Origin of the sequence: Streptomyces sp. LaBMicrA B280 (assembly GCF_049222185.1) — a bacterium.
GTDB lineage: Bacteria > Actinomycetota > Actinomycetes > Streptomycetales > Streptomycetaceae > Streptomyces > Streptomyces murinus.
In genome coordinates, this window is sequence record NZ_JBMJCT010000022.1 from 75,501 (window position 1) to 91,340 (window position 15,840).

Sequence of the window (15,840 nt, forward strand, 5' to 3'; positions counted from 1 at the left end):
CCACGGGCCCGGCCGGAACGCCGTCGCACACCCCCATGCCCCCCACGTCCCCCCATGTCCTCGCACACCATCGGAGCACCGTGACACGCCTGCGCTGGCCGAGCTGGATGCCGATCGACCCGTACATCGTGCTGCTCCTCGGCACGGTGGGCCTCGCCGCCCTGTTCCCGGCCCATGGCACCGGCGCCACCGTGGCCTCGGGCGCCTCGACCGCCGCGATCGCCTTCCTCTTCTTCCTCTACGGCGCCCGCCTCTCCACCCGCGAGGCACTCGACGGACTGCGCCACTGGCGGCTCCATGTCACCGTGCTGGCCTGCACCTTCCTCGTCTTCCCCGCACTCGGCCTGGCCGCCCGCGCCACCGTGCCGTTCCTCCTCACCCAGCCCCTCTACCAGGGCCTGCTCTTCCTGACCCTGGTGCCGTCCACGATCCAGTCCTCCATCGCCTTCACCTCCATCGCACGCGGGAACGTGCCCGCCGCCATCTGCGCCGGCTCCTTCTCCTCCCTGGTCGGCATCGTCATCACCCCGCTGCTGGCGGCCGTACTGCTCGGCAACAGCGGCGGCGGGTTCTCCGCCGACTCCCTCGTCAAGATCGTGCTGCAACTGCTGGTGCCGTTCCTCGCCGGGCAGCTGCTGCGGCGCTGGATCGGCCCCTTCATCACCCGGCACAAGAAGGTCCTCGGACTGGTCGACCGCGGCTCCATCCTGCTCGTCGTCTACACCGCGTTCAGCGAGGGCATGATCCAGGGCATCTGGCACCAGGTCAGCCCCGCCCGGCTCGGCGCGCTCCTGCTGGTCGAGGCCGCGGTGCTCGCCGTGATGCTGGTGGGGACCTGGTACGGCGGCCGGGCGCTGGGCTTCGGCCGGGCGGACCGGATCGCCATCCAGTTCGCCGGCTCCAAGAAGTCCCTCGCCGCCGGACTACCCATGGCCAGCGTCCTCTTCGGCGCCCACGCCTCCCTTGCCGTGCTCCCGCTGATGCTCTTCCACCAGATGCAGCTGATGGTGTGCGCGTTCATCGCCAAGCGCCGCGCCCATGACCCGGGGGTCGAGGCCGAGGACGCCGGTGCCGCCGGGACCGGGACGGGCGGCGGCGCCGAGGAGTCAGTCGCGCACCCGGTCCAGGGGCAGCCACAGAACCGTGTCCTTCGGTGACCGCAGCGCCTTCGGGTCCGCCAGCTCCTGATCGGTCAGCGCCCGGTCCCACACATGCACCTCGTCGATCGCACCGGTGAAGAAGGCCCGGCTGTCCATCCGCTGGCCTATGTGCACACCGAAGGCCGAGCCACGGCTCACCGAGCCCGGCACATCGGCCACCGAGGCCCGCGCACCGTCCACGAACAGCGACAGCGCCCCGCCGCCCCGGCGCAGCACCGCGTGGTGCCACCGCCCGTCGTTGTACGCGCCGTCCGTGCGCACGGACACCGTCCGCGGTGCCGCGGCGCCGTCCCGGGCGGTGATCAGCCCCTGTATCCGGTCGTTCGCCGGCTCCCCGCGCAGCCACACCTGCGGCTCGCTGGTCCCGATCCCGCCCATCCACAGCAGCGGCTGCTCCCCGGTCGTCGCCGTGTACCGGAACCACAGCGACGCGGTGAAGTCCTTCGCGTCCAGGGGAAGGCTCGCGCGGTACGGCAGCCGTACGGCGTCGTCCGTGCCGTCGAAGGTGAGCGCGCCCCCGAAGACACCGTCCGTCCGCCGCGCGCCGCCGAGCACCGAGGCCGGGCGGGCGCCCGGGGCCAGGTCCGGGGTGACCGGGTCGGGGCCCCGGCGCGGGGTGAGCCAGTCCTCGGTGAACCGGGCGAAGCGGATCTCGTCCCGCGCGTCCACCGCCCCGCCCTCGTACAGCAGGCCCACGGTGCCGTCGGCGGTCCGCACCAGATCCGAGTAGCCGGACCAGTCGGTGGTGACGACCGTGCCCCGGTCCACGCTGTCCCAGGTGCGACCGCCGTCGTAGGAGGAGCGGATCATCATGGTGCGGCGCCGGTCGGGGTCGGCGGGGCAGGCCAGCAGGACGCGGTCGCCCAGGCGCAGTATCGACCCCTGCACCTGTGGGGTGTACAGGCCGGGCAGGGCGCGGAAGGGCGCGGTGAAGCTGTCGCCGCCGTCGCGGCTGGTGGTCTGGGTGCGCTGGCCGAGGTCGGTGCCGTCCGTCTCCCGCCCGCTGACCAGGATCGAACCGTCCCCGAGCTCGGCGAGGGTCAGCTCGGACGGCTTCTGCCGGAAGGTGCCGTCCTCCGCGATGGGCCAGGTGTCGGTGGCGCCGATCCGCCAGTGGCCGCCGTGGTCGTCGCTGACGATCAGCGCCGCGTGGTTGGCGGTGATCCGGCTGCCGTTCCATGTCTCGGCGTTGACCCCGAACACCAGTCGGCCCGCGTACCGCCCCTTGGTCAGCTGAATACCGTGCACCGGGCCCGTCGCGTACCAGGAGTTCCAGTCGGCGGGCAGGATCTCGGGGCTCAGATCGCGGGGCGCGGACCAGGTCAGCCCGTCGTCGTCGCTGTACTGAAGATGCGGGGTGCGGTCACAGGGGACCGAGCAACTGGCGCTGTCCGTGCGCCCCGTGTTGTACGTCTCGGCGAGCCAGACGCGGCCGGTCGTCCGGTCCACGATCGGCGCCGGGTTGCCATGGGTGTCGCCCGCGCCCTCGTTGACCACCCGCAGCGGGCTCCAGGTGCGGCCGTCGTCGGTGGACCGCTTGACCACGATGTCGATGTCGGCGGCGTCCCCGCAGTTGAGCACCCGGCCCTCGGCGAAGGCCAGCAGGGTCCCGTCCTTCGTCCTGACGATCGCGGGGATGCGGAAGCAGGCGTACCCCGGGTCCTGGGACGCCCGGAACAGCACCTGCTGCCCGAACTCGGGCGCTCCGCCGGCCTGTTGGTTTTGCGGGGTCGATCGGGTCGGTTGGGCGTGGGCCGATTGGGCCGGCAGCAGGGGCGCGAGGAGGGCCGTCGTCATGACGGCGGCCGCGGCGAGTACGGATCTGAGTCGGGCGCGAAGACATGACGGCACGTACGGCCTGCCTCTCGTCGGCCGGACATCTGGACGTCCGGACATCCCATGTCCAAGGTGCGCCCCATCGAAGGTAGTTGGGCCTTTGGTGTCATACAAGAAGTGTGCCGGGACCCGCCGCGCGAGACGATGGAGCCCGCCACCGGAAGCATCCGGGGGTTTACCCGAGCAAGCGCCCGGGGACTCATGGGCGCAGCACGACCTTGCCCAGGTTGGACCGCGTATCTATCGCTGCGTGCGCCCGCGCCGCCTCCTCCAGGGCGAACTCCGCGTGCACGACGGGTCGTACGCTTCCCTCGGCGAACAACCCCCACAGCTCCCGGCGCCACCGCTCGTACAGCTCGGGTCGGCCGCGGGCGATCAGGGCCATCTGGAAGCCGATCACCGACTTGGCGCCCCCGAGGAGGTCGTACGCCCGGACCGTGCCGCCGCCCGAGCTGTAGGCGACCAGTCGGCCGTGGGGTGCGAGGGCGGCGAGGGCGGGGGTGAGCAGCTCGCCGCCGACCGCGTCCAGGACGCAGTCCACCGGCTCTCCCCAGCTCTCGTCGCCGTACCGGACGCAGTCGTCCGCGCCGAGGGAGCGCACGAACGGCGCCTTCGCCGGGTCGGACACGGCCCCCACCACCCGTCCCGCGCCCCGCGCCCGCGCCAGCTGCACCGCCAGATGGCCGACCCCGCTCGCCGCCGCCGTCACCAGCACGGACTCGCCCGGCTCCGGGCGCGCCGCCGACAGGGCGCCGAGCGCGACCAGCCCGCCGCGCACCAGCGCGACCGCGTCCACCTCGGTGGCGCCCTCGGGCACCGGTGAGGCCATGGCCTGGTCCAGCACCGCGTATTCGGCGTACCCGTGCCCGAAGCACAGTCCGGTCACCCGGTCGCCGGTCCGGAACCGGGTCACCTCCGCGCCGACCGCCACCACCTCGCCCGCCAGTTCGCCGCCCAGCGGTATCGGCTCGGCGGCCTCGCGGACCTTGCGGACGACCGGCAGCGTGACACCGATCGCGGCGCAGCGCACGAGCAGCTGCCCGGGTCCGGGCTCGGGGATGTCGGCCTTCTCCATGAACAGGGGGCCGCCGGGAGAGTCGTACCGGACGCGACGCATCGCAACCTCCGTGGCCGGTGGGGCCGGGCCGGACCGGGTCAGACTGGGTCGGGCCAGGTCGAACCGGCGGGATCGGTCGCGGGGCAAGGGGGGAGCCGAACCCCGCGAATTCGTTGGGAGTCCCAACGGTACGCCGAGATTCATGGGGGAGTCCAACGATTTCTCGGATAGGCTTCCGGACATGGCCGCCGAACCGTCCCCGAGTGCCGAACCGGCACCGACATCCGAACCGCCCCTGACCGCGATCCGGGCGCTGCCCAGCTGGATCCTCGGCCGCGCCGCCGCCCGGGGCCGGGCCCTCGTCGCCGACGCGCTCGCCGCCGAGGGCCTGAAGATGTGGCACCACGTGGCACTCTCCGCCGTCCGCGACCTCGCCCCCGTGGCGCAGGCCGACCTCGCGCGGGGGATCGCCCTCGACCCCAAGGACCTCGTCGGCATCCTGAACGACCTACAGGGCGCCGGCCTGGTCGTCCGCGCGCCGGATCCCGGGGACCGCCGTAAGAACGCCGTGTCCCTCACCGAGAAGGGCGGCCTGCTCCTCGAACGCTGCGAGCAGGCCGCCCGGACGGCCAACGAGGAACTGCTCGCTCCGCTGTCGGCGGCCGAACGCGAGCTGTTCATGCTCCTGTTGACGCGGATCTCCGGCACGGAGGGATGACCGTGCAAAGGGATGATCGCGAGGAGGGATGACCGCGCGGAGGGATGACCGGCGCGGTGTCGGACCGGACCTCAGGCCAGGGTTCCGCCGCCGTCCACGACCACCACCGAGCCGGTGCTGTAACCCCCGCGCATCAGATACAGGTACGCCTCCGCCACATCCGCGGGCTCACCCACCCGGCCCACCGGCAGTGATCCCGCCGCCGCGCCGTACCGCCCCTCGCGCTCCGCCTCCGGCAACTCCCGCCACAACTCCGTGCGTACGAGGCCGGGCGCGACCACGTTGACCCGCAGCGGCGCCAACTCCAGCGCCAGCGCCCGGGTCAGGCACTCCATCGCCCCGCACAGCGCCGACACCACGCTCGAACCCGGCAGCGGCCGGTTCCCCGCCGTACCCGTGGTCAGCACGATCGACCCGCCCTCCCGGATCGACCCGGCGCCGTACTTCACCGCCCGGTACGCACCCCACAGCCTGGTGTCCAAGAACCGCTGCGCCCGGTCCAGTCCGGTGTCCGCCACGCTCTCCAGCAGCAGCGTCTCGCCCGCCGTGTACACCAGATGGTCGAACGCGCCGAGGCCCTCGAAGAACCCGCGCACCGCGGCCTCGTCCGTCGTGTCCAGCACCTCCCCGCGCGCACCCTCCGGCAGCCGCTTCAGCGCCGCGTCCACGCTCTCCCGCCGCCGTGAGGCGACCACCACCTCGGCACCCTCCCGCGCCGCGCCCTCGGCCACCGCGAACCCGATGCCCGACGTACCCCCGAGCACCACCACACGCTGTCCCCGCAGACCCATGGAACTACCTCTCCGTCAGCCGGCTCCGTCTTTCCGTACGTCTCCAAGCCTGCGGCTCCGGGGGCGGGTTCGTCCAAGACTTCTTCCGGCCGCGGCGATTCTCCGAGGGGTGTGCCGCCGCTTGTGGCCTCGGTGGTCGTCCGGGTGGCGGTCAGCTCTTGGCCGTCTCCGGCTCCGGCTCCTGCGCGAGGACGATCCGGTCGTCCCCCGCGTACACGTTCATCGAGCTGCCCCGCAGGAATCCGACGAGTGTCAGGCCGGTCTCCGCCGCGAGGTCCACGGCCAGTGACGACGGCGCCGACACCGCCGCCAGCACCGGGATCCCGGCCATCACGGCCTTCTGCGCCAGCTCGAACGAGGCCCGGCCGGAGACCAGCAACACCGTCCGGGACAACGGCAGCCCGCCGTTCTGAAGGGCCCGCCCCACCAGCTTGTCGACCGCGTTGTGGCGGCCGACGTCCTCCTTGATATCGAGCAGCCGCCCGTCCTCGGTGAACAGGGCGGCCGCGTGCAGGCCCCCGGTACGGTCGAACACCCGCTGGGCCTCCCGCAGCCGTTCGGGCAGCCCGGCCAGCAACGCGGGCGTGACGCGGAGGCGGGGGGTGTCGGCGATCGGCCAGCGGGTGGTCGTACGTACGGCGTCCAGGCTGGCCTTGCCGCACAGCCCGCACGAGGACGAGGTGTACACGTTCCGTTCGAGGGTGAAGTCGGGGAGGGAGATGCCCGGGGCGGTCCGCACGTCGACCACGTTGTAGGTGTTCGAACCGTCTGCGGTCGCGCCCGCGCAGTAGACGATGTTCTGGAGGTCGGACGCGGCGGCCAGCACGCCCTCGCTCACCAGGAACCCGGCCGCGAGCGCGAAGTCGTCGCCCGGGGTGCGCATGGTGATCGCCAGCGGCTTGCCGTTCAGCCGGATCTCCAGGGGCTCCTCGGCGACGAGCGTGTCCGGCCGGGTGGAGACCGCGCCGTCCCGGATGCGGAGGACCTTGCGTCGTTCCGTGACTCGTCCCATGTCCTGATCAGCCCCGGTTCTGTACGTGCTGGTGGCCGAAGCGGCCCTTGGTGCGGGATCTGCGATGCGGAGATCTCATTGTCCTGCACATGCATTGTCCTGCACATGGAGGACGAGGCCGCGGCCCGCTTCGCGGGCGGCCCGGTGGTGCTCGCGAGGGCTCGGGGGTGCTGAGGGGAGCCGACAATTCATATGCCCGTTTCCTGTGGCTTCACGTGCCCTCGTACTGGTGAGTCACTCAGCAGACTGTGGATCCCGCTCACCACGGCAACAAAGGGGACCCCGTCATGCACGGCTCTCGTATCGCCGCCATCGGCCACTATCAGCCCGCCCGGGTGCTCACCAACGAGGACCTGGCCGGCATGGTCGACACCAGCGACGAGTGGATCCGCACGCGGGTGGGCATCCGCACCCGGCACATCGCCGGCCCCGACGAGCCGGTGGACGAGCTGGCCGCGCACGCCGCCGCCAAGGCCCTCGCCGCCGCGGGGCTCGGGCCCGCCGACATCGACCTGGTCCTCGTCGCCACCTCCACCGCGATCGACCGGTCCCCGAACACCGCCGCGCGGGTCGCGGCCCGGCTCGGCATCCCGGGGCCCGCCGCGATGGACATCAACGTGGTGTGCGCCGGTTTCACCCACGCCCTGGCCACCGCCGACCACACGATCCGCGCCGGTGCGGCCACCCGCGCGCTGGTCATCGGCGCCGAGAAGATGACCGACGTCGCCGACTGGAGCGACCGCAGCACCTGCGTCCTCGTCGGCGACGGCGCGGGCGCCGCGGTGGTGGAGGCGTGCGCGCCGGAGCGGGAGCCGGGGATCGGGCCCGTGCTGTGGGGGTCGGTGCCGGAGATGGGGCACACGGTGCGGATCGAGGGCACGCCGCCGCGGTTCGCGCAGGAGGGCCAGAGCGTCTACCGCTGGGCCACCACCCGGCTGCCGGCCATCGCCCGCCAGGCCTGCGAGCGCGCCGGGACCGCCCCCGAGGACCTCGCGGGCGTCGTCCTCCACCAGGCCAACCTGCGCATCATCGAGCCTCTCGCGGAGAAGATCGGCGCGGTCAACGCGGTGATCGCCCGCGATGTGACGGAATCCGGCAACACCTCCGCCGCGAGCATCCCCCTCGCCCTCTCCAAGCTCGTCGAACAGGGCGCCCTGTCCACCGGGGCGCCGGTCCTCCTCTTCGGTTTCGGCGGGAACCTGTCGTACGCCGGTCAGGTCATCCACTGCCCGTAGGGCGCGACCGCCCGCGCGCGGTCACTCTGCGTGCACGCGGTTCCGCACCGCGTGCACGGCCGCCCACCCCGCCCGCCTCCTCGCCCACCCGGGCGAAATACGCAGGTGAAAGGCACTCCGAAACCTTGGTATTGTTGTCCATGTCGCCGCGAGGGAAGCCCTCCGCAAGGCGACAGACACCTTGTCCGGGTGGCGGAATGGCAGACGCGCTAGCTTGAGGTGCTAGTGCCCTTTATCGGGCGTGGGGGTTCAAGTCCCCCCTCGGACACCAGCAGGGACGCTCGCGAGATCGCCCCGAAGCGTTCACGAAGTACCGGTCGAGTCATGTGACTCACCGGTACTTCGTCGTTTCTGGGGCCTCGAGCCTCGTGATCGGCCCGATGAGGAGGTGAGGCGGTGGCGGTCCAGGTACTGCGCCTCTCACTGCGGAAACAGGACCTGCCTGCGTGACGGCCGGTAGCTGTGGCGCAGGCGTTTGGGGTTTTCAGGGGGCGGAGCGCGGCGGAGGCTCGGCTGCTCGGTCGGAAGCGGTCGCGCCTGGCGCGGGTGGGAGGGCTCACCGGATCGGGCTGCGGTGCTCTGCGTGCTGGTTTTGCGGGGCTGGATGCCCTGGTCGCGGAGGAACCGTCGGATGGCAAGCATCTGTCGGCGACAGATGCCTTGGCGTCGGTGAACAAGCCTTTGGCCGGACTGGAGCACAGGGCTCGGTCCTGCGCACGTTCGCTCCGAGAGTGGGTCCTGAGACGATCAGCCAGCGAGGGCAACGGCCGTCCAGTGCCACGGCCCCCCGTGCGCCGACCGCTGAACTCGCCGAGGGGCCGCCACTTGCTTCGCCGCTTACCGCGACCGTGGTACTTGGCAAGGCAACAGCCGGTGCACAGCCAGTCCTGGGTACCTACGGAGCAACTCGCGGCTCACGTGGGGGGAAGTGAGCGCTGGCAACTGTTCAACACCCCTCGCGGCCGTCCCACCGGATCGATCGCTTCCGACCCAGCCCAAGAGATTCCGTTCGTGTTCCCACATAGTGTGAGCCGGGAACCAAACAGCGAACCACCCTTTGGCGGGCAAGCCGATGGTCGGCAGGCGCTCACCTCGGTAACTCAGCGTCCACTCGGCATCCGTCGGCCGCGTCGAACCTCGGGGCCTCACTCGACCGATACGAGCGTGGCGACCTGACGGGAGGCATGGCAGAGGAGATGACTCAGCAGCCCGTCATGGTCGATCACGCGGACGCCCTGGTCGACTTTGATGAAACTGCGGCACCTCAAATAGGTACGGCTGAACCTTCCGTCGCCCACGAATTCCCCCCTTGGTTTGCGCTGCTTCTCCCATATCTGTTGCAAGGACCTGCTGGTTTTGGGCCAGCGCCTCGCCAGCTACGCGGAGGCGAGATTCCGCGTCAACGCGTTCAGACGGTCCGGAGGCGACCGCACGGTGCCGTATTCGACTCTTGCGACGGAGGCGGGGCGCTCGACGCCCTCAGTGCACCGAGATCATCCAGGCAAGTTCACGCACGGCGTGAAGTCCTGCGCGTCAGCCGTCCCACGACATCGGGGCAGGGCCGAACGCGCGACGACTGGCCCTCACCGCGAGAGTGGCAATGGCGGCATTTGCGCTACCGCCGATCACAGCGCCGATACCGAACGGCGCCACTCGGCCGAGAACGATGATGCCCTGCTTGGTCCCGTACTTCGTGACGAAGTTCTTCCCCAGGATTTTGTTGATCTGACGCAGCGTCTCGACCGGAACCCTGGCGACGACCTGACGTCCCCAGTGCTGCCCGGTCCGCTCGGCAATCTTGGTGATGGTCGTGGAGCCGGTCCCGCCGAGCATGATCCCCATGACGATCGTCCGGCGCCGCTCGACCTCGTCGATGGGGACACCGTGAACCTCGGCGATCGAGAGCGCGAAGAGTGCAGTCAGCTCAAGAGACGACAATGCCTCACCCGCCGACAGCGCCAGCGCGACTCCCGTACCGACCCCGGGCGCGGCCGCGGTTCCCCCGACTGCGGCACCTGTCCCGGTCAAGGCGCTGACGTACATCCGCTCCAGGCTACGTATGACCTGCCCTGGCGTCGCCTCCGGGTTCCGCTGACGGGCCCGTGCGATGTTCTTGCGAACCAGTGGGCTCTGACCGCCGATTGCCTTGTCCAGGAGGCCGAGGACTTGCTGCCCACGAGCATCTCTGTCCGGAACCGGTCCGTCGTGGGCGTCCGTTGCCATGCCTTGACCCCTCTGAGTTGTTGCGTCCCAAAGAGTCTCCCATTCGGGCTGCCGGTTCCGGAGGGTTTTCGCGACAGCTCCTACCTGCCCATACCCGGCGCCGTTGCAGCCGACCATCGCTTGCGAAGTCACCGCCGGCGCCTCCTGGTTCCGCGTCGAACCGGTTGAAGTGTGGCGGCCCATCCGGGGGTCTGGCCTCCACTCATCGGCTGGGCAGAGTGCCGTGTTCGGCCGCCTGGCGCGCAGGTTCGTGTCGGAGGATGAGCGATGACCGAGGGCGGCGCTGGCTGTCTCGAAGGGACAGAGACGAGTCCTGACTACTCCTGTGTGACTACCCGTCTGGCCCGTACCCTTACACGGGCCAGGACTGGAGTAACCGTCAACTTCCGCGGTTGCGGCAGATGCCCGCGAAGTCGCAGCTGCCGCAGGTTGCGCACCAGGTGTGCCGACGGGACAGCTGGTTGGTGCGCAGGGAGTCCGCCGCCTCCGTGACCCTCTTGCCGAGGTCGGTCTTGACCTCGGGGTCCACCATCTCGCGGGTGTCGCGTCCCGCCTTGTCGAGGTCGAGCACCTCAACGACGTCCGTGTCCTGCCCGGTCAGCTCTCGGTAGTCGAGGACGTACAGGTGCAACTGGTCACGGGTCAGGTCCTCGGCTTGGGCGCGTTCGCTGGACTTGAAGTCGACGGCAGACGTCTCGTTGGTGTCCAACCGCTTGATCAAGTCGACACGGCCGGTCACGGTGACGCCGGGGACAGGGTGGAGCTCGACGGGCTGCTCGGAGAGTACCGCGTCTGGTGCAGGGTGGCGCCATGGTGCTCCAGGTACCGCCGGACAGCCGTTCGGCAGCGGGGCGGAGCTGGTCGGCCGCCGCCTTGTTCGCGAACGGGAGGTTCAGATGGCGGTTGACGAGGTCTTCCGCTTCCTCGGGGTTGGCGATTCCGCCTTCGATTGCACGCTTGTGAATCTCGGCCATGACATCGTGCAGGGACTTGCCGAAGCCGAGTTCCTTCTGCAGGGGTGAGTCGAAGCCGTGGAGCAGGCGAAGCTTGAAGGAATACGGGCACTCGAAGAGGTACTTCAGGTCCGATAAGGACATGACGACGTCGGGGGTGCCGCGCCTGGGGGTCGGCGTCAGCCCGGCGATCCGCTGTGAGATGACCTCCGTCTTGCCGGAACCGGCACCGGCGACGATGAGGAGGTTGTCGTCGTGGGTGTTGAGGGCGGTGCGCTGGACATCCATGAATGGCACTGTTCCCCCCGGAACTGACGGGTGCTTCGATGTGCGAGGCTGGTGGTGGGCGGGGTGGCCGCGCCCACCCCGTGAGTGGTGACGTCAGACCTCGATGGCCTTGAGGACCTCGTCGCCGTAGTAGTTGGCGACCTTGACCTTGATGCGATCGGACTCGGGCTTGGGGAAGGGGTATGACTTCGCGGTGAACAGGGTGGCCAGAGCCTCCTCGTCAATCTGTCCCTTGAGCGCCTTGCCGAGACGCTCGTACGGATTGAGCCCCGTGGACTTCCCGTCTCGCTAGGGCGGCACCCGGAAGCCCGTTCACCGGTCGGCTGCCCCCGCTCGTCCAGTTCCCAGTGCCAGGCCGGCTACGCGTACGGCGAATTGATGATCGGGTTCTCGATCACTGCTGCCATGCTCCAGATATCTCCCTCACGCCACATCTGCGTGGACCGTACGGCCTGCCACTGACAATGACCCCATTCGCCCCGTGATCACGTCGTCCGCACCCGATGCTCCCCCCGCTCCAGCCACCCCATGACCACCTGATGCGCCCGCCACCCATCCGGAAACTTAGGCGGCACATCCAGGTACACAGGGCTGCTCCGCGGATGGCGGTCCAGTAGGTCCCGGATGCCGGCGCGGGCCACCACGATGCAGGCGAAGCGGTGCCGGGAGAGCAGGACGCACAGGCGGCCCGTCTCCAGGTGGAAGGCGGAGGCGTCCTGGCGGCCGGACAGCGGGTGCCAGACCAGGGTGACGTCGAACTCGCGGCCCTGGAGGCGGTTGGCGGTGTCCACCGTGATACCGGTCAGGCCGCGGGCGGCGAGGCGGGCGCGGACGGCGTCCGCCTGCACAGTGCGTGCCGTGCCGATCGCGATGCGGTCCGAGGTCAGAAGCTCGCCGTTGACCAGCGCACCGCGCTCCAGCAGTCGCGCCGCCGTCGCCGCGAGGGCATCCGCCACCTCCGGGTCCTGGTCCAGGGTATGACGGGCGGGGAGCTCTAGGTGGCCCCAGCCGGAGTCGGCGGCCCGGGCGAGGACGTCGTCCAGTGGGGTGGAGCCGTGGGACAGGCTGGCGTACGACAGGACTCGCTCCGGTGCCGTCGTACCGGGGGCGAACCGGTAGAAGGGGTAGAAGGCCCGCTCGACCAGGGGTGCAGCCGTCTCCGGGAGGCGCCAGGAGACGGGGAGCTGGTGGCGGAGAAGGTCGGGGTTGTGGGCGAGGGTGACGTCGACCGCGTTGCGCAGGGGGTCCCAGGTCAGGCCGTGCCAGCGGTCGGACTCCACCGTGGCGAAGGGGTCGAGCTGGCCGGGGTCGCCGACGAAGAGGACCTGCGAGTCGTCCTGGGCGAAGAGCGGGGCTGTCGCCAGGAGCCCGTCCGAACGCATCTGGTATGCCTCGTCGACGATGGCCCATCGCCACGGCGCACACTTGTCCGGCGTGACGAACGACCACTTCTTCGCGGTGGACACCACGACGGGCAGGTCGCGCAGGTCCGTCACCTGGCTGCTCCCCGTGACGTTGGGGTGCCGGGTGACGCGGGGCGGAAGGACGTGGCCGCCAGCGTGGAGGCGGCCGAGCGTCAGGCCGGGGTGTTCCCGCGCGATGCGGTCCACCAGGTCGTCGACCTGCTCGTTGGTCTGCGCGACGATCATGAGCTGATGGCCCGCGGACGTCAGGTGCCCGGTGGCCCGCACCACCAGCGTGGACTTCCCGGCTCCGGGAGGTGAGTCCACGACGACGCCCCGGCCGGGCGCGGTGTCGAGGCTGGTCAGGATCCCCGCGACCGCCCGGTCCGCGCGTTCGCCGGGCGTGAGGGCTTCGGGCTCCCCGGTGTCGGGAAGGAGAGCGGTCACTCCCAGGTCTCCTCTGCGTCCTCGTCGGTGGGTTCGTACGGCTGCGGCGGACCGCCGTGGGTCCAGGGGGTGTTCTCCTCGTCGGGCAGGGCGGAGGGCATGGCCGTGGGGTTGAGCGTGGTGTACGTCAGCTCCTCGCCGGTCTCCGCGAGGGTGCCGGCCGGGGCCGGAGGCTTGCGCTTCCTCGCGAAGCCGCCCTCAAGCTGGAGCACCACGGTGTGGCCGCCGTCGCCCTCCTGTCGTACTTCGAGGATCCGGGCTCCTTGGCCGGGCCGGGTGGGGGACGTCACCCCCGTGCCGATCGCGAGATCGACGCGGGTGTCCGTGCCGGTGCGGAGGGTGATCGTCGGGCGCCAGACCTGGGAGCCGGGACGGTCGCCGGGGGCGAAGCGGTCCTCGTCCCTGGCCGTGACCGTGCCCGTGAACGCCTCGCCGGTCAGCTCGTACTCCGCCATCACCAGCGGGTCGTCGTACGCGCGCTGCGCCTCGTAGCGGGTGACCGCGTCCTCCAGCCGGGCCAGGCGGCGGGCGGCTCGGACGGCCTGGTCGCGGCGGGCCTGCGGGCGGCCGTCGGCGTCCAGGTACTCGGCGTACTCGGAGAACCAGCGCCGGTCGAGGGCCCAGCGGCCGGGGACGTGGGCGCCCTCCGGCAGCTCGCGGAGCAGCTCCACGCCGCGCCACATCAGTCGCCAGGTGGGCAGCATCTGGCCGTTCAGTTCACGGTCGATCTGGCGGCCCACCGCCTCGCGTCCGCGGTCGTCGGACGCTTCGTCGTAGCGCGTCATCAACTCGTGCAGGGTTCGGTCGAAGACCGGGTCGGTGGATGGACCGGCTGGCGGCCACACGGCGGGGTCCTCCGCCTCCCGTGCCGCCCGCGCGCCGTCGACGTCCCCCGGCGGATCGATCCAGGCGAGCAGGGACGCGAGGTGGGAGTCTTCGGAAGAACTCTGGCCCGTGGCCCAGTTGGCGGCGAGCAGCCGGGTCATCGCGAGCAGCACACTGGAGTCCGGGAACTCGGCCAGGTCCACGAACCAGGTCAACCACTTTCCGAGGGTTGGCACGGACGGGTCGACCGCGTACGGCCCCTCGGTGGCGCGCAGTCTGGTCAGTCGGCCGAGCAGGCGCACGTAGGCGATGCCCTCGCCGTTCGGGACGAGGAGCTGTGGGGCTCGCTGGAAGCGCAGGCGTTCCTCCTTCTCCTTGCCGCGGCCGACGGCGTAGGGCTCGGTCTCCGTCCGGCACCCGTCGACGTACGCGAGGAGGAGGGCGGCGAGGCGCTCGGCGAACCGGAAGCGTTCGGCGCGGTTGCGCGGCTGGCGGACGGTGAGGAGGGCCGGATGCTCGGGGTCCGTACCCGCGAGCGCGGCCAAGGGCGCGCACGCCTCGCCGGCGAGGGTGAGCGGCACCAGGACGAACGGCTTCTGGTCCAAGTGCTCGTGGCGGACGGTCGTCAGCGGCTCGGCACGGCCGGTGCGGGACGCCGTGAGCGCCGCGACGGTGGACAGGACGCTCATGCGGCCCCCCGGCGGAGTCGGCGCAGCCGTGCGGCGGCACGCAGCAGGTCGGCGGCTTCCGCCTCGGCCTCTCCTGGGGCGGCGACGCCGTCCAGGTAGTCGAGTGCGGTGCGAGTGGAGTCGATGCCCGGCAAGCTGTTGCGCACGCCGCTGCCCAGGCGGGCAGGCGAGGCGCATCCGTCGGCCTCGTCGCGGCAGTAGCGGGCCATCTCGCAGAAGGACAGGCAGGAGGGTGTGTACGACGCGTCCAACGCCTCTATGGAGGAAGAGAGTTCCTCCGTACTTCGGGCCGTGTCCAGGGTCGCCGTCTCGGGGAGCTGGGCCGCGAGGTCCTCGGCGCGCCGCAGCCGCGAGAGCTGGAACTGGAGGGCGTCGAGTTCCTGCCGGAGGTCGATCAGGCGGCCGTAGGGGCGGTTGGAGAAGTCTCTGGGGCAGACGAGCAGGAACTCGGGGGAGATCTGTTCGGTGGGCAGACCGGCGGCCTCGAAAGCCCGGTGGAGGGCGAGGACGTACACCGCGGCCTGCTTGGCCGCCTCGGCGACGGCGATCGGATTGGCCTGGCCGTCGATCGCCGCGAACGAGCGGATCAAGACGACGTGGAACTTGCCCCCGATGCGGTGGGTGAGCGCGTCCGGCTCCAAGTACGCCGTCTGACCGGCGACTTCGAGGGTGAGCACGGGACGGTCGAGGATGAGCCGTACGTCCTGGCCGGAGGCCACATGCGCGATGAGGCGGCGGGTCTCCCGCTCGCGCATGTGCAGGTCCGTGTTGCCCCCTACCTCGTTGAGGTCGGTGACATGAGCCTCCGCCACGGGGATGGAGAGCTGCTCGCGCAGCAGCCGGATGAGTTCGGCGTAGCTGCCCCACTTCACGAGGCCGTGGAACGCCTGTTCGCGGGCGAGGGCGAACGGGGACTGGCCGAAGCGCGGCTCGTATCCGACCTGCTGGGCGAGCAGTGCCTTGTCCACACCGGCGGCGTCGAGGACGGCACGGCGGGCGCAGGCGGGATTGGCGGTCAGGGCGGTGATCTTGCGAGCGGTGTACGGCTGAGGGGGCTGCGTTCCACGCAGCCGTGCGAGTCGGTCGTCGGGAGGTTCGGACTGCTGCGAGGGCATCGTCTCTACTTCAGGAACGTCTTCGGGAACGTCTTCAGGGGCTCACCGGCGTGCGAGGCGTCTGGCGTCATCGCCGTCGTGAAGGGGG

Annotated in this window: 13 protein-coding genes and 1 tRNA gene; 4 read left to right on the forward strand and 10 right to left on the reverse strand. The window is 70.8% G+C overall.

Features of this window, described 5'->3' with window-relative positions; genetic code table 11:
• Positions 1-107 precede the first annotated feature (107 nt).
• On the forward strand, positions 108-1,157 hold the full coding sequence (locus ACLF5H_RS19790) for a bile acid:sodium symporter family protein (RefSeq protein WP_421677605.1): 1,050 nt from the start codon (positions 108-110) through the stop codon (positions 1,155-1,157).
• Here ACLF5H_RS19790 and ACLF5H_RS19795 read toward each other — a convergent pair.
• Entirely contained in the window at positions 1,107-3,011 is a 1,905-nt protein-coding gene (locus ACLF5H_RS19795; RefSeq protein WP_421677335.1) for an exo-alpha-sialidase, read from the reverse strand. The genes ACLF5H_RS19790 and ACLF5H_RS19795 overlap by 51 nt on opposite strands.
• 184 nt (positions 3,012-3,195) lie before the next feature.
• Entirely contained in the window at positions 3,196-4,113 is a 918-nt protein-coding gene (locus ACLF5H_RS19800; RefSeq protein WP_421677336.1) for a quinone oxidoreductase family protein, read from the reverse strand.
• A 181-nt stretch (positions 4,114-4,294) separates the two neighbouring features.
• Between ACLF5H_RS19800 and ACLF5H_RS19805 the strand changes: the two genes are divergently transcribed.
• Entirely contained in the window at positions 4,295-4,771 is a 477-nt protein-coding gene (locus tag ACLF5H_RS19805) for a MarR family winged helix-turn-helix transcriptional regulator (protein WP_421677337.1), read from the forward strand.
• A 71-nt stretch (positions 4,772-4,842) separates the two neighbouring features.
• Here ACLF5H_RS19805 and ACLF5H_RS19810 read toward each other — a convergent pair whose 3' ends face one another.
• Entirely contained in the window at positions 4,843-5,562 is a 720-nt protein-coding gene (locus ACLF5H_RS19810) for an SDR family oxidoreductase (protein ID WP_421677338.1), read from the reverse strand.
• Positions 5,563-5,713: 151 nt separating this feature from the next.
• Positions 5,714-6,574: a formate dehydrogenase accessory sulfurtransferase FdhD gene (fdhD, locus tag ACLF5H_RS19815; RefSeq protein WP_421677339.1), complete on the reverse strand. Its 861-nt coding sequence runs from the start codon at positions 6,572-6,574 to the stop codon at positions 5,714-5,716.
• Between the two features lie 287 nt (positions 6,575-6,861).
• Here fdhD and ACLF5H_RS19820 point away from each other — a divergent pair, with 287 nt between their 5' ends.
• On the forward strand, positions 6,862-7,809 hold the full coding sequence (locus tag ACLF5H_RS19820; protein ID WP_421677340.1) for a beta-ketoacyl-ACP synthase III: 948 nt from the start codon (positions 6,862-6,864) through the stop codon (positions 7,807-7,809).
• A gap of 183 nt (positions 7,810-7,992) precedes the next feature.
• A tRNA-Leu gene (locus ACLF5H_RS19825) sits at positions 7,993-8,080 on the forward strand.
• A gap of 1,262 nt (positions 8,081-9,342) precedes the next feature.
• Here the strand turns inward: ACLF5H_RS19825 and ACLF5H_RS19830 are convergent.
• The 6 genes from ACLF5H_RS19830 to ACLF5H_RS19855 all read right to left on the reverse strand — a co-directional run bounded on the left by ACLF5H_RS19830 (position 9,343) and on the right by ACLF5H_RS19855 (position 15,752).
• Positions 9,343-9,852 carry a hypothetical protein gene (locus tag ACLF5H_RS19830; protein WP_421677341.1) on the reverse strand — a complete coding sequence of 170 codons (510 nt, stop codon included), beginning with the start codon at positions 9,850-9,852 and terminating at the stop codon, positions 9,343-9,345.
• 559 nt (positions 9,853-10,411) lie between these two features.
• Positions 10,412-10,771, reverse strand: a complete 360-nt coding sequence (locus ACLF5H_RS19835) for a PD-(D/E)XK nuclease family protein (protein ID WP_421677342.1) — start codon at positions 10,769-10,771, stop codon at positions 10,412-10,414.
• The gene (locus tag ACLF5H_RS19840; protein ID WP_421677343.1) at positions 10,668-11,273 is read right to left on the reverse strand and encodes a UvrD-helicase domain-containing protein; all 606 of its coding nucleotides are present in this window, start codon (positions 11,271-11,273) and stop codon (positions 10,668-10,670) included. The genes ACLF5H_RS19835 and ACLF5H_RS19840 overlap by 104 nt, the downstream gene beginning before the upstream one ends.
• A gap of 485 nt (positions 11,274-11,758) precedes the next feature.
• Entirely contained in the window at positions 11,759-13,123 is a 1,365-nt protein-coding gene (locus tag ACLF5H_RS19845) for an AAA family ATPase (protein WP_421677344.1), read from the reverse strand.
• Entirely contained in the window at positions 13,120-14,637 is a 1,518-nt protein-coding gene (locus ACLF5H_RS19850) for a hypothetical protein (protein WP_421677345.1), read from the reverse strand. The genes ACLF5H_RS19845 and ACLF5H_RS19850 overlap by 4 nt, the downstream gene beginning before the upstream one ends.
• Positions 14,634-15,752, reverse strand: coding sequence for a hypothetical protein (locus ACLF5H_RS19855; RefSeq protein ID WP_421677346.1), 1,119 nt, complete (start codon positions 15,750-15,752; stop codon positions 14,634-14,636). The genes ACLF5H_RS19850 and ACLF5H_RS19855 overlap by 4 nt, the downstream gene beginning before the upstream one ends.
• Positions 15,753-15,840 lie beyond the last annotated feature (88 nt).